This window comes from Limnohabitans curvus, assembly GCF_003063475.1.
GTDB lineage: Bacteria > Pseudomonadota > Gammaproteobacteria > Burkholderiales > Burkholderiaceae_C > Limnohabitans > Limnohabitans curvus.
Map to the genome: position 1 here is coordinate 2,208,632 of NZ_NESP01000001.1, position 13,178 is coordinate 2,221,809.

A 13,178-nucleotide genomic window follows, 5' to 3' on the forward strand; every position below is an offset into this window, starting at 1 on the left:
GCCTTAAATCACCCGCCCATCCACCACCTGAATGGTTTTGTCACAACGCGTTGCTAACTCGGGGTTGTGGGTGACAAACAGAACCGTCGTGCCTTGCTCGCGGCTGACGCGGCGCAGCAGGTCAAACACGGCGTCGGCGCTTTTGCTGTCTAGGTTGCCGGTGGGTTCATCTGCCAGCAGCAGGGCGGGGTTCATGGCCAGCGCACGTGCCACGGCCACGCGTTGTTGTTGGCCGCCCGATAAGCTGCCGGAGGGCTGGGTGGCAAAGGCACTCAGGCCCACGCTGTCCAGCAGTTCGGCGGCGCGGGCTTCGATGCTGGCATTGGGAAAGCCTGCTGCGCCCAGCAAGGGCATCATCACGTTTTCAAGCGCAGTGAAGGCGTTGAGCAAGTGGTGGTGTTGAAACACAAACCCAATCGCATGGCCGCGCAAGCGGGTGAGGGCTTGGTCGTCCAGGCCTGTGGTTTCTTCCCCCGTGATGGCCAGTTGGCCGTGAGTCGGGCGGTCCAGCAAGCCGATGATGTTGAGCAAGGTGCTTTTGCCAGAGCCCGAGGGGCCCATCACGGCACAAAATTCACCGCGAGACAAACTGAAATTGATGTGGTGCAGTATTTCAATTTCATTGGGCAAGCCCACATTGAATGACTTGCAAACATCTTGCAGGTGCACCACTCGGGGAGCGGAAGTCGTGTTGGGTTTATCCACGGATGGCACTCACTGGGTCAAGTCGAGCGGCGCGCATGGCTGGGGCAAACGAGGCGATCAGCCCCGTGGCGGTGGCCAGCAACAAGGCCATGGCAAACATCAAGGGCTCAAAGCTCACGGCAAACATCACCGTGCCATCAGGGTTGCGTTGGGCTTGCTGCCAAACCACAAGCCCCGCCGAGCCCAGCGCCGAACCCGCCAGCGCGCCCCCAAAGCCAAGCAGCCCGCCTTGCAGCAAAAAGATGCGCAAGATTTGTTCACGCGTGATGCCCATGGCGCGCAAGATGCCAATCTCACGCGATTTTTGAACGACAGACACCACCAGCACGCTGGCAATGCCAAACGCCACCGACAAACCCACAAACACCCGAATGGCGGTGTTTGCCGTGGTTTGTGCGCTGATGGCTGTGAAAAATTGCTCGTTGGTTTTGATCCAGCTGTCTGCTTCGACGCCTGTGAGTTGGGTGATGCGGTGCGCCACCAACTCTGCGCTGTACACATCGTGTACGGTGACATCCAAGGTCGACACACCGCCTGGAAGTCCCAGCAAACTTTGTGCGGAGCGCAGTGCCATCATCGTGGTGCGTGCGTTGGCCGGTTTGTTGCCCAGGTCAAAAATGCCGGTGATGGTCAGCGTGTTGGCATGGCCGCTGGCTGAGGTGACGCGCAGTTTGTCGCCCACCGAGACGCCCAAGTCGTTGGCCAACTCGGTGCCGATCAAGATGTCGTTGATGGTGATGCGTGCTGTGCCGCGCACTATTTTTTCTGGCATGGGCACGATGCGAAAGTACAGCTCGGGCTCAATGCCCACCACGTTGATGGCGCGGCTGGCCTCGCCCCGCACCACCAAGGCCGAGCCGTTGGCAGCGGGCGAGACCACGTTCACCTCGGGCAACGCACGTATTTGTGCGGCCACGCTTTGCCATTGGTCAATGCTTTTGAGCCGTTGCAGCGGTGGTTGCACGATGCTGCCTTCGACGGTCAAAGGGTCTGCCCCGCGCAGCGCGCGTGCCGTTTCTTTGGGAGGCAGCAGTTGAATGTGGGCTTGGCCCGTCAACACACGTTTCACAAAGTTGGTTTGCAAGCCGCTGAGCAAGGCCGACATGAACACAATCACGCCCACCCCAATGGCCACACCGCCGATGATGAAGATGGTTTGCACGCGACCTTCGCGTAAAAAACGCAGCGCCACCAGCCATTCAAACGGCATCCAGCGGGGCAGCGGCTGGAGGGTGGGCGGCGTGCGTGTGTCGTCGCTCATTTCGCCACAAGGTTGGAGACAGGCCGCACGCGGGCTTTGTCGTTCACCGGTAGAGCCGCCGTGGCCAACACTTGGTCATTGGCGACCAGCCCCTCCAGCACTTCGCACATGCCTTGGCTGCGTAGGCCAAGGCGGATCGACGTGCGAACAGCTTTGCCGTTGACCACCTTCATCACCCAAGGTTCAGGGCTGTCTAAGTTGTGCACGGCTTCGGTGGGCACCAGCACGGCTTGGCTGCGCTTGGCGACTTCAATGTCAACCGACACCGTCATGTCTTGCCGCACATACGCGGGTGGCTGGGGCACACGCAGCTTGACTTCCACAGAGCCCCGTTGGGCATCCACGCCGGGGTTGATGTACATCAGCTCGGCGGTGAAGCGTTGATCGGGGTAAGCATCGGACGACACCGAGGCGGTTTGCCCCACTTTGAGCAAGTTCAAATGCTTCTCATCAATCTGCACGACCACCTGCGTTTCACCCTCGGGCGAGAGCACCATCAACACCTTGCCTGCTTGCACGGCATCGCCAGGCTCGACGTTGCGCGCAATCAGTGTGCCCGCAGCTGGCGCCAGCACTTGGCTGTAGCGAAGTCGGGCGCGTGCCAGCTCGGCACCCGCTTGGGCTTGTGACAAAGCGGTCTCTGCCACGGCCATGTCGCTGCCACCCGCACGCGTGCTGCTGAGTTGTTGCTGGGTTATTTTGAGCTGTGAGCGCATCACCTGTTCGGCACGCGTGGCCTCATCCAAGGCCGCTTGACCGATGAAGCCTTTGCTGAATAACTCTTGCGTGCGTTGCAAGGCGCGCGCAGCGGTGTCTTGGTTGACTTGTGCTTGGCGCATGGTTTGCTCGGCCAATGGGGCTTGCACTTCGCGCAACTGGCGCAGCTTGGCTTGGGCTTGGGCGACGGCTGACTCGGCTTGCCGCGCATTGGCCACCAGCTCTGCGTCTTCCAGCTGAATCAACGGTTGTGCTGCCGTCACGGTTTGGCCTTCGTTCACCGGCACGGCCTTGACGGTGCCGGTGATTTGCACGCCCAAATCCACGCGGTGTGGACTTTCGATGTGGCCGCTGGCCACCACGGTTTGCACAAAATCGCGCTGCACCACCATCGCCACAGGCGTTTTCGGCCCCAGCCACAAGTTCAGCCCTAGCCAAACGGCCAAGCCTAAAACGGTGCAAGCGATGAGAATTTGGGTGCGGTAAACGCGTAGGTTTTGTATCAAAGACATAGCAAAACCCATGATACGCCCGCCACCACCAGCTACATTCGTGCTATGGGGTACAAACACTTTCTCGGTCGTTCAGATTTGTCATTGATTGCGGGTCAAGCCATGATCGAGCGTGGCTTAGAGCCCGAGTTTTCTCGGGCGGCCTTGCAAGAACTCAAGGCCATCGCGCACGCCGGGCAAGACACCGACCCGCGCGTGGTGGACATGACTGCTTGGTTGTGGTGCTCCATCGACAACGATGACTCTCGCGACCTAGACCAACTCACCGTGGCAGAAAAACAAGCGGATGGCCAAACCAAGGTGTGGGTGGCCGTGGCCGATGTGGATGTGTTGGTGCCCAAAAGCTCTGCCCTGGATGCGCACGCCAAACACAACACAACTTCGGTGTACACCTCGACGCGCATTTTCCCCATGCTGCCCGATCGTTTGTGCACCGATCTCACCTCGCTCAACCCGCATCAAGAACGTTTGGCCGTGGTCGTGGAGATGTGCATCAATGCCAATGCCGAAGTGACCCACAGCCAGCTCTACCGCGCCAAGGTTCACAACAAAGCCAAGCTGGCCTACGACGCGATTTCTGATTGGATTGAAGGCGACGAAGCTTTACCGGATCCGGCGCAAGCGGTGCATGGCATGGCTGAGCAGTTGCTGTTGCAAGACGCGGTCGCTCAGAGTCTGCGTGCACGTCGGCATGCCCATGGCTCCTTGGAGTTTGAAACTTTGCAACCCCATGCGGTGTTTGAAGGCGAGCGCGTGGTGGCGATTCGCCAGCAAGTGCAAAACCGTGCGCGTCAGTTGATTGAAGAATTCATGATTGCGGCCAACACCTGCACGGCCCAGTTTTTGGCGCATCACGGACACGCCTCGCTGCGCCGCGTGGTGCGCTCGCCAGAGCGTTGGCAGCGCATCGTGGCCTTGGCCGCCACGTATGACGAACATTTGCCGCCCGAGCCCGATTCGTCCGCCTTAGAAACCTTTTTGGCCAAGCGCCACAAAGCGGACCCTGTGCGCTTTCCGGATTTGTCATTGATCGTCGTCAAGCTCATGGGCTCGGGTGAATATGTGGTGGAGCGCGCCAACAGCGAAGCCATTGGCCACTTTGGCTTGTCCGTGCGCGACTACACCCACTCCACCGCACCCAACCGCCGCTACCCCGATTTGGTGACCCAGCGCATGATCAAAAGCGTGTTGATGGGGGCACCTGCCCCCTACAGCAGTGCCGAATTAGAGTCGCTGGCCTTGCATTGCACCCAGCAAGAAGATGCCGCACGCAAAGTGGAGCGCCGCATGCGCAAATCTGAATCCGCCCTGATGCTCGCGGGCCACATCGGTCAGGTGTTTGAGGCCGTGGTCACGGGCAAAACGTCCAGCGGCACATGGGTGCGGGTATTTTCGCCACCGGTTGAAGGCATGCTCACGTCCTACACCTCAGACCATGAGGTGGGTGAGCTCTTGCGTGTGAAGTTGATCCACACCAATGTCGAACAAGGCTTCATTGACTTCGCGGCTTGGGGTTGAGCTGTACCCTCGATAATTGCGAGAGTTCAAGGAGTTGTATGGATATCGTTTTGTTGCTCAAAGCCGCCGTGATGGGCGTGGTCGAAGGTTTGACCGAGTTTTTGCCTATTTCATCCACAGGCCACCTCATCTTGGCTGGCGCTTTGCTGGGAATGGACGACGAGAAGGGGAAAGTGTTTGACATCGCCATTCAGACGGGGGCCATCTTCGCGGTCATCATTGTTTACTGGCAAAAGATTGCCAGCACTGTGGTGGCTTTGCCCACGCAGGTCGAGGCACGTCGCTTTGCGTTGAACGTGTTGATTGCCTTTGTGCCTGCTGTGGTGTTGGGCTTGGTGTTTGGTAAGTTCATCAAAGCGCATTTGTTCACGCCCACCGTGGTGGCCAGCACCTTCATCATCGGTGGCTTCATCATCTTGTGGGCCGAAGGCTGGGGCCGTGCCAAGCCCGAGGGTGAAGAAGAGCCAGCCGTTGAGCCAGCGCGCATTGAAACGGTGGAAGCCATGTCGCCGCTCGACGCGTTGAAAGTGGGCTTGGTGCAGTGCTTGGCCATGATCCCCGGCACCAGCCGCAGTGGCGCGACCATCATTGGTGGCATGTTGCTGGGCTTGTCGCGCAAAGCGGCCACTGACTTTTCGTTTTATTTGGCGATTCCTACGCTCATTGGTGCGGGCGCCTATAGCCTTTACAAAGAGCGTGCGCTGCTGAGCATGGCCGATGCGCCCGTGTTTGCCGTGGGCTTGGTGTTCTCGTTCATCAGCGCATGGATTTGTGTGCGTTGGTTGCTGCGCTACATCGCCAGCCACAGCTTTGTGCCGTTTGCTTGGTACCGCATTGTGTTTGGCATCGTGGTGTTGGTGACGGCTTGGACTGATATGGTGACTTGGGCTGCTTGATTTTTTCTTGCTGAGCTCGCACAAGGCATGAGGCAGGCGCAGTGGCCTCATGCGGTTACCGAAATCGGCCACTGCGCCTGCCTCACGCCTTACGCTACGGCGAGCAGGGGGAGAGAGTCAAACCCACTGAGTCGCCGTGAATCAGCCGAGCAAAGCCAACGAAATTTAACCGATGAGGTTGAGCAACGCCGTTTCCACAGCCGCAGCCGCCACCAACGGATGCTCCATCGGAAACAGATGCGTGCCGTCAATCTTCATCACGCGCCCATGCGTGACGCGACGGCTGAAATCTAAGCCGACTTGTTTCAATTCACGCGATTGCAAGCCGCCGATCAGGGCGGCTTTGCATTTGAGTGGGTGGCGTTTGAAGTAGGTTTCTAAGTGGTCGGGCAGGCCGTTGTAGATGGCGCTCTCGATATCACGGTCAAAGCTCAACACGCGGCGAGTGCCTTGTGTGGTTTGCTCGTCGTGCGTGCCGTATTTCACATAGTCTTGCAGCACTTGTGGGTGCCATTTGGCAAACACTTTCTTGTGTTGAAAATGTTCCAACACGTCGGCTTCGCTCGCCCAGGTGGTGCGGCGTTTGCGGCTGATGGCGGCAGGCGAAAAGGCTTCTGCACCCGGCACGCGCTTGCCCACTTTGAGTAGCTTGGCTTTCCAGCCACCCAGCATGGGCGAGTCCAGCAGCACCACGCCGCGCACCAGCTCGGGGTGCTTGGCGGCCACCATCATGCTGAGGATGCCGCCCAATGAATGGCCCACCAAAAACACAGGACCGTTTTGCGTAGCCAAGGGCGTGGCAAAGTCGGTGAGCTGCTGCACCAAGTGCGGCCAGTTGTCGGTGACGGGGTAGCGCGGGTCGTGGCCAAACTTGTCCACGGCCTCGACGCGAAAACCGCGCGCGCGAATGGCGTCGAGCATGACGCGGTAGGTGCAAGCTGGAAAACTGTTGCCGTGCGAGAAAACGATGAGCGGTTGTGTCATGCCGTTCAGATGAGTTTTTCGTCTGGGGTTTGAATCTTCTTCAAGGCCTGCACCCGTTGTGCGGGTTGCATTAAAGGCGTGGCGGTTGCGCCGCCGTTCCACATCGGGTCTTCGATGCTGTCAAACACCTCGCGCAGTTTTTCGCCCCAGGTGTTGTGCATCATCTGAAAGTAGGGGTTGTTCTCGTCGATGCAAACAACCTTATCGCTTTCAAACTTGTCGGCTTCGTACACCACCATGTCGAGCGGCAAGCCGACCGACAGGTTGGATTTGAGGGTGGAGTCCATCGACACCAAGGCGCATTTGGCGGCCTCGTTCAAAGGCGTGTCGGGCTGCAACACGCGGTCGAGCACGGGCTTGCCGTATTTGGATTCGCCAATTTGGAAGTAGGGCGTTTCAGCCGTGGCTTCGATGAAGTTGCCGGGTGAGTACACCTGAAACAAACGCATGCCTTCGCCTGCAATTTGGCCGCCAAAGATGAGCGACACATTGAAGTCCACGCCCGAGGCTTTGAGGGCCGCAGCATCCCGCTCGTGCACACGGCGAATGGCCGCACCCAAGACGCGCACCGCATCAAACATGCTCTTGGCGTTCCAGATGGTGATGGGTTCGCTCTCGGGTGTGTCTTTGAGTTGCTCGATTTGCAAAATCTCACGCACCGATTGCGAGATGGACAAATTGCCTGCCGACAACAGCACCATGAAGCGATCGCCTGGCTTCTCGTAAACAATCATTTTGCGGAAGGTGCTGATTTGGTCGAGGCCCGCGTTGGTGCGCGAGTCGGACAAGAACACCAAGCCCGCTTTGAGTTTGATACCGACGCAGTAGGTCATAAGAGTTTCTTCAATTGGTACAGAGCGTCCAACGCATCGCGTGGACTGAGTTTGTCGGGGTCGATCTCAGCCAGCTTGGCTTGCAGCGGGCTGGGGCCCACATCGTCTTGCAACGGCGGTGGGGCAAAGAGGTCGACTTGTACCTTCGATGCATCAGCTCCCGCTTCAAGCGAGGCCAGCGCATGGCGGGCATGACTGAGTACAGCAGAAGGCATGCCAGCTAAGCGAGCCACTTGAATACCGTAGCTGCGGCTGGCAGGGCCGGGCTGAATTTCGTGCAAGAACACAATGCTCGCGCCGCTCTCGGCCGCGCTGACGTGCACGTTCACCGCCGCGCGGTGGTTGGCAGGGAACTCGGTGAGTTCAAAGTAATGCGTGGCAAACAGCGTGAAGGCTTGGGTCTTGTCGTGCAAATGCGTGGCAATGCCGCTGGCCAAGGCCAAGCCGTCAAAGGTGGAGGTGCCGCGGCCAATCTCGTCCATCAACACCAAGCTGTGCGGCGTGGCGGCGTGCAAGATTTGCGCGGCCTCGGTCATCTCCAGCATGAAGGTCGATTGCGCGTTGGCCAAGTCGTCAGCCGCGCCAATGCGGGTGTGGATGGCGTCAATCGGGCCCAAGCGGCACGCTGTGGCGGGCACATGGCTGCCCATGCTGGCCAGCAACACGATGATGGCCACTTGGCGCATATAGGTCGATTTACCGCCCATGTTGGGGCCGGTGATGACTTGCATGCGTTGCTTGTGGCCCAGCATGGTGTCGTTGGCAATGAAGGTTTTGGCCGCGCCGCCAGCCACCACGCCATGCGTTTCGGCCAAGCGGGCTTCCACCACAGGGTGGCGGCCTTGGCTGATTTCAATGCACGGCGTTTTCACAAATTCAGGCGCACACCAGCCCAGCGTGAGCGAGCGCTCGGCCAAGGCACACAGCGCGTCGAGCGTGGCCACAGCTTGCGCCAAACGGGTGAGGGCGGGCACGAACTGCTGCAAGGTGTCCAGCAGTTGTTCGAACAAAAACTTCTCGCGAGCCAAAGCGCGTTCTTGCGCGCTGAGCGCTTTGTCTTCAAAGGTCTTGAGCTCGGGCGTGATGAAGCGCTCAGCGTTTTTCAAGGTTTGGCGGCGCGTGTAATCGGCCGGCACTTTGTCGATTTGGCCTTGCGTGACCTCGATGTAAAAGCCGTGTACTTTGTTGAACTGCACGCGCAGGTTGGCAATGCCGGTGCGCTCGCGTTCGCGGGCTTCGAGTTCGAGCAAGAAGCCGTCGCAGTTGTTTTGGATGGCGCGCAGCTCGTCCAGGTCAGCGTCGTAGCCGTGGCCGATGACGCCACCATCGCGCACCAAGACGGCGGGCTCGGGCAGCAATGCGCGCTCCAGCAATGCACCGCATTCGGGCGGCACGCCCATGTCTTGGGCTATGTGCACTAAAAGCGTGGGCGGCAGAAGCGAGGGCGGCAGAGCGCTCTGCTGCGTGTCCCCCGCTCGCTGCGCGAGCTCCTCCTTGACCTTCGCAGAGCGCTCCACCGCCCTCGCTTCTGAGGCGATAGGAATCAGCGGCTGAATGCGCAACGCCTTTTGCAGCGCTTGGCCCAGCGACACCAATTCGCGTGGGCGCACTTGGCGCAGCGACACGCGGGCGCTGATGCGCTGCACATCGCCCGAGCCTTTGAGGGCGTCGCGTAGCACTTTGTAGCTTTGCGTGCGGTTGTCTTGCAGCGCCTCAATAGCAGCCAAGCGGTGCATGGCTTGGCTGCGGTCACGCTCGGGTGAGAGCAGCCAGTTTTTCAGCTGGCGGCTGCCCATGCCCGTCATGCAGGTGTCGAGCAACGAGAACAAAGTGGGCGAGTCTTCGCCGCGCAATGTTTGGGTCAGCTCTAGGTTGCGACGGGTGGTGAGCGGCAGGTCAATCAGCGCATCGTTGCGCGCCACGTACACGCCGTGCACGTGCGTGAGCGCGCGGCCTTGGGTGTGTTCGGCGTAGGCCAGCAACGCAGCGGCGGCGGCGTGGGCTTGCAGCACGTCTTGTGCGTTCCACGCATTGAGTGAGGCGGCTTGCAAATGTTCCAGCAGCTTGCGGCCACCTAAAGCGGCATCAAACTGAAACGCGGGGCGCACTTGGGCAGGCAGGCCAAGGTTGCTGCAAAAGTTTTTCAGCTGTTGCTCAAACGCGGGGCTAACTTCGGCGCTGTAAATGATTTCGCTGGGGGCCACGCGGGCAATCCAGTTAGGCAGCTCGGCTGTCTCGCACTCAGCCAAATGCACCAAGCCTTGCGTGACGCTGAGCCACGCCAAGCCGCAACCATGGCGGTCGCTCTGGTGAATGGCCAATACATAGGCTTCGGTTTTGTCGCTGAGCAAAGCGCTATCGGTCAGCGTGCCCGGCGTGACCACGCGCACCACTTTGCGCTCGACGGGGCCTTTGCTGGTCGCCACGTCGCCCACTTGCTCGCAAATCGCCACGGACTCACCGAGCTTGATCAGACGTGAGAGGTAGGTTTCGAGCGAGTGAAATGGCACACCGGCCATCACCACGGGCTCGCCGTTGGACTGACCGCGCTGCGTGAGCGTGATGTCGAGCAGGCGCGTGACCTTCTCTGCATCGGCAAAGAACAACTCGTAAAAGTCGCCCATGCGGTAGAACAGCAGCGTCTCGGGGTGGTCAGCTTTGAGCCCCAAGTACTGCTGCATCATGGGGGTGTGCCCAGACAAATCACGCATCGCAGTGCCTGCCAGAAAGATGTTTTTACAAAGGCGCGTCTGGCGCAGCGCGTGACACGCTCAAGGTCTTGGCTGCCGTGCTGGCGGCGCGCTTGTCGTCAACGCCCGCAAACTTGGAATACTTTTGCGTGATGGGCACCAACTGCGCGTAAATGCGGGGTGAGGCGGCCAAGCATTCTTCGTGCTCCAGGTAAGGGCCTTCGCCTGTGAAGTTGCTCACCAAGCCACCGGCTTCGGTGATGAGCAATGCGCCTGCGGCCATGTCCCAAGGCTTCAAGCCGAGTTCAAAGAAGCCATCGCTGAAGCCTGCGGCCACATAAGCCAAGTCAAGCGCCGCAGCACCGGGGCGGCGCAAGCCAGCCGTGCGCTGCATCACATCGCCCATGAGGCTGAGGTATTTGTTGAAGTCGTCACCTGGGCGGAACGGGAAGCCGGTGGCGAGCAAACACTCTTCCAGGCGAGTGCGTTTGCTCACGCGGATGCGGCGGTCGTTCATGAACGCGCCACGGCCTTTGGTAGCAGTGAACAAGTCGTTGCGTGTGGGGTCGTAAATGACGGCTTGCTCTAAGCGGCCTTGCACTTGCAGGGCGATGCTCACGCAGTAGTAGGGGAAGCCGTGGATGAAGTTGGTCGTGCCATCGAGCGGGTCGATGATCCAGATGTGGTCTGCGTTGGGGTTGCCGTGCGTGGAGCCAGACTCTTCGGCCAAGATGCCGTGGTCGGGGTAGGCGGTGAGGAGGGTCTCGATGATGACGCGTTCGCTGTTTTGGTCAACTTCAGTCACAAAGTCGTTCACTTGCTTCTGTGAAATACGCACCGCTTCCACGTCGAGCGCGGCGCGGTTGATGATGGCGCCGGCGGCGCGTGCAGCCTTGACGGCCACGTTGAGCATGGGGTGTACAGAAGAAGAGGACGACATAGATTTTGTGAAGAGCTGGCCCAAACAGGCCGAAGATGAACGCCCGGCGATGCGGGCGGCGACAATGGCGCAGATTTTACGCGCGAAGACTGACAAAACTCCTATGAAAACCCGCTTCATCCTAATAAACACCAGCCACGCCGGCAATGTGGGGGCCACGGCCCGCGCCATGAAGGTGATGGGTTTCACCGATTTGGTGCTGGTCGCGCCCCGTTGGGACAACGTGCTGCGCCGCGAAGAGACCATCCAGCGTGCCAGCGGTGCCTTGGATGTGCTGGCCAACGCCCGCGTCGTGGCGACTTTGGACGAAGCGATTGAGGGTCTGCACCACCTGTGCGCCACCGCCATGACGCCGCGCGACTTTGGTCCGCCCACGCTAGAGCCACGCCCACACTTTGCGGCCTTGGCCGCCGAGCACAGCCAAAACGACGACTTTCGCGTGGGCTTTTTGTTTGGCTCCGAGCGCTTTGGCATGCGCAACGAAGACGTGTACCGCTGTCACACCTGCCTGAGCATTCCGACCGACCCGAAGTTTGGGTCTTTGAATTTGGGGGCTGCGGTGCAGGTGTTGGCGTATGACTGGCGGGAAGCTTTGGGCGGACTTGCCACGATGTTGCCGTCTGTTGATGCTGCTTCTGCTTCTGCGAGCGCACCCGCAACGCAAGAACCCACAGCCTTAGCCGATGCCCAACAACTCGCAGGCTTGCTCGACCACTGGCAGCAGTCGCTCACCGACATCGGCTTTTTAGACCCAGAAGCGCCCAAGAAACTCATGCCGCGCTTGAACCAGTTGTTCAACCGCGCCCAGGTGACGCAAGAGGAAATTCACATCTTGCGCGGTATCGCCAAGGCCATGTCGCAGGCTTCTCACAAGAGCGCTGACGGGCAACGATAATCACAGCACTATGTTTTCACGCCTACGCTCTGACGTTCAATGCATTTTGGACCGCGACCCCGCCGCTCGAAGCCGCTGGGAAGTGCTGACTTGCTACCCCGGTTTGCACGCGGTGCTGTTGCACCGCTTGGCGCACGGCTGCTGGAATCTGGGACTTAAGTGGTTGGGGCGCTTTATTTCGCACATCTCGCGTTGGTTCACCGGCATTGAAATTCACCCTGCCGCCAAAATTGGTGACCGCGTGTTTTTTGACCACGCCATGGGCGTGGTGGTGGGCGAGACGGCTGAAATTGGTGATGGCTGCACGATCTACCAAGGCGTGACCTTGGGTGGTACCTCGCTCTACAAAGGCGAAAAGCGTCATCCCACCTTGGGCAAAGACGTGGTGATTGGCGCGGGCGCCAAAGTGTTAGGCGGCTTCACCGTGGGTGACGGCGCCAAAGTGGGCAGCAACGCGGTGGTCACCAAGCCCGTGCCAGCTGGCGCGACCGCTGTGGGTAACCCCGCGCGCATCATCCAAGCTGAAACCGACGCAAAACACAAAGAGGTCAAACGTGAAGAAGCCGCATCCAAGATGGGCTTCTCAGCTTATGGCGTCACGCAAAACGACGACCCTGTGAGCCAAGCCATGCGTGGCCTGATTGACAACGCCACGTCACAAGAGCACCAAATTGCGTTGCTCTGGAAAGCCATTGAGCAACTCTCTTCAGGTCAAGCCAAACCCGATTGCGTGCCGACCGATGCTGCTCGACAAGAGCACTTTGAGGCAGCACGTATCAACCAGCTGTTGGATTGACCATGCATTTTTTGAATGTGTACCCCAAGCGCCTTTGGGCAACTTTGAACCCCGTGGCTGCGTTCGAAGGGCAGTTCACGTTTGATTTAGAGCAATATGGTTTGCTCACCAGTGACATCGTGTGCGAAACGACGATTGCCGAAGATCCCATCGTGAGGGGGCAGTGGACGATTGTCGTGAAGCCCATGCTTAACGTGGAGATGCCGCACTTTGACAAGTTTGTGGATACCTTGAACCACTATGTGTTTGAGGTTCTACAGTTCATGCCCAGTCGCACCGCATTGGGCAAAGACTTGCCCATGGTGAAGTTGTTTTTTGATGGTATTTACTTTGACATGTCTGGCTCAGAGCCTGTGGTGCAAAAAATCGGTGCTGCACCTCTGAAGGAATGAAAAAGCCCGCCTAGATCAACATCGATTGGCGGGTTTTTG

At 59.2% G+C, this 13,178-nt stretch carries 12 protein-coding genes; 5 read left to right on the top strand and 7 right to left on the bottom strand.

The window, feature by feature from the left end:
- Nucleotides 1-3: 3 nt before the first annotated feature.
- The 3 genes from B9Z44_RS11065 to B9Z44_RS11075 are packed head-to-tail and all read right to left on the bottom strand — an operon-like array spanning nucleotide 4 to nucleotide 3,195.
- Nucleotides 4-705, bottom strand: a complete 702-nt coding sequence (locus tag B9Z44_RS11065; protein WP_199220204.1) for an ABC transporter ATP-binding protein — start codon at nucleotides 703-705, stop codon at nucleotides 4-6.
- A complete protein-coding gene (locus B9Z44_RS11070) occupies nucleotides 698-1,966 on the bottom strand; it encodes an ABC transporter permease (RefSeq protein ID WP_211308704.1) in 1,269 nt (422 codons plus the stop codon). The genes B9Z44_RS11065 and B9Z44_RS11070 overlap by 8 nt, the downstream gene beginning before the upstream one ends.
- Nucleotides 1,963-3,195 carry an efflux RND transporter periplasmic adaptor subunit gene (locus B9Z44_RS11075; RefSeq protein ID WP_233246887.1) on the bottom strand — a complete coding sequence of 411 codons (1,233 nt, stop codon included), beginning with the start codon at nucleotides 3,193-3,195 and terminating at the stop codon, nucleotides 1,963-1,965. The genes B9Z44_RS11070 and B9Z44_RS11075 overlap by 4 nt, the downstream gene beginning before the upstream one ends.
- A gap of 45 nt (nucleotides 3,196-3,240) precedes the next feature.
- On the opposite strand from B9Z44_RS11075, the gene B9Z44_RS11080 reads away from it, so the two are divergent.
- Together B9Z44_RS11080 and B9Z44_RS11085 are read left to right on the top strand one after the other, a co-directional pair.
- Complete coding sequence (locus B9Z44_RS11080) at nucleotides 3,241-4,713, top strand: RNB domain-containing ribonuclease (RefSeq protein WP_108402899.1); 1,473 nt, start codon at nucleotides 3,241-3,243, stop codon at nucleotides 4,711-4,713.
- Nucleotides 4,714-4,751: 38 nt separating this feature from the next.
- Entirely contained in the window at nucleotides 4,752-5,609 is an 858-nt protein-coding gene (locus B9Z44_RS11085) for an undecaprenyl-diphosphate phosphatase (protein ID WP_108402467.1), read from the top strand.
- 165 nt (nucleotides 5,610-5,774) lie between these two features.
- On the opposite strand, the gene B9Z44_RS11090 is transcribed toward B9Z44_RS11085, so the two are convergent.
- The 4 genes from B9Z44_RS11090 to B9Z44_RS11105 are packed head-to-tail and all read right to left on the bottom strand — an operon-like array spanning nucleotide 5,775 to nucleotide 11,056.
- Nucleotides 5,775-6,593 carry an alpha/beta hydrolase gene (locus B9Z44_RS11090; RefSeq protein ID WP_108402468.1) on the bottom strand — a complete coding sequence of 273 codons (819 nt, stop codon included), beginning with the start codon at nucleotides 6,591-6,593 and terminating at the stop codon, nucleotides 5,775-5,777.
- Between the two features lie 5 nt (nucleotides 6,594-6,598).
- Nucleotides 6,599-7,426, bottom strand: a complete 828-nt coding sequence (locus B9Z44_RS11095; RefSeq protein WP_108359138.1) for a proteasome-type protease — start codon at nucleotides 7,424-7,426, stop codon at nucleotides 6,599-6,601.
- Nucleotides 7,423-10,137 (bottom strand): DNA mismatch repair protein MutS, encoded by a 2,715-nt coding sequence (gene mutS, locus B9Z44_RS11100; protein WP_170108495.1) that lies wholly within the window; start codon nucleotides 10,135-10,137, stop codon nucleotides 7,423-7,425. Before mutS ends, B9Z44_RS11095 begins: the two co-directional genes overlap by 4 nt.
- 25 nt (nucleotides 10,138-10,162) lie before the next feature.
- On the bottom strand, nucleotides 10,163-11,056 hold the full coding sequence (locus B9Z44_RS11105; protein ID WP_170108496.1) for an inositol monophosphatase family protein: 894 nt from the start codon (nucleotides 11,054-11,056) through the stop codon (nucleotides 10,163-10,165).
- A gap of 103 nt (nucleotides 11,057-11,159) precedes the next feature.
- Between B9Z44_RS11105 and B9Z44_RS11110 the strand changes: the two genes are divergently transcribed.
- From B9Z44_RS11110 to B9Z44_RS11120, 3 genes are read left to right on the top strand one after another with little or no spacing between them, the layout of a single operon-like run.
- On the top strand, nucleotides 11,160-11,951 hold the full coding sequence (locus tag B9Z44_RS11110) for an RNA methyltransferase (RefSeq protein WP_108402901.1): 792 nt from the start codon (nucleotides 11,160-11,162) through the stop codon (nucleotides 11,949-11,951).
- 10 nt (nucleotides 11,952-11,961) lie between these two features.
- Nucleotides 11,962-12,747 (top strand): serine O-acetyltransferase, encoded by a 786-nt coding sequence (gene cysE / locus B9Z44_RS11115; RefSeq protein WP_108359135.1) that lies wholly within the window; start codon nucleotides 11,962-11,964, stop codon nucleotides 12,745-12,747.
- A gap of 2 nt (nucleotides 12,748-12,749) precedes the next feature.
- Nucleotides 12,750-13,139 carry a hypothetical protein gene (locus tag B9Z44_RS11120; RefSeq protein ID WP_108402469.1) on the top strand — a complete coding sequence of 130 codons (390 nt, stop codon included), beginning with the start codon at nucleotides 12,750-12,752 and terminating at the stop codon, nucleotides 13,137-13,139.
- Nucleotides 13,140-13,178 lie beyond the last annotated feature (39 nt).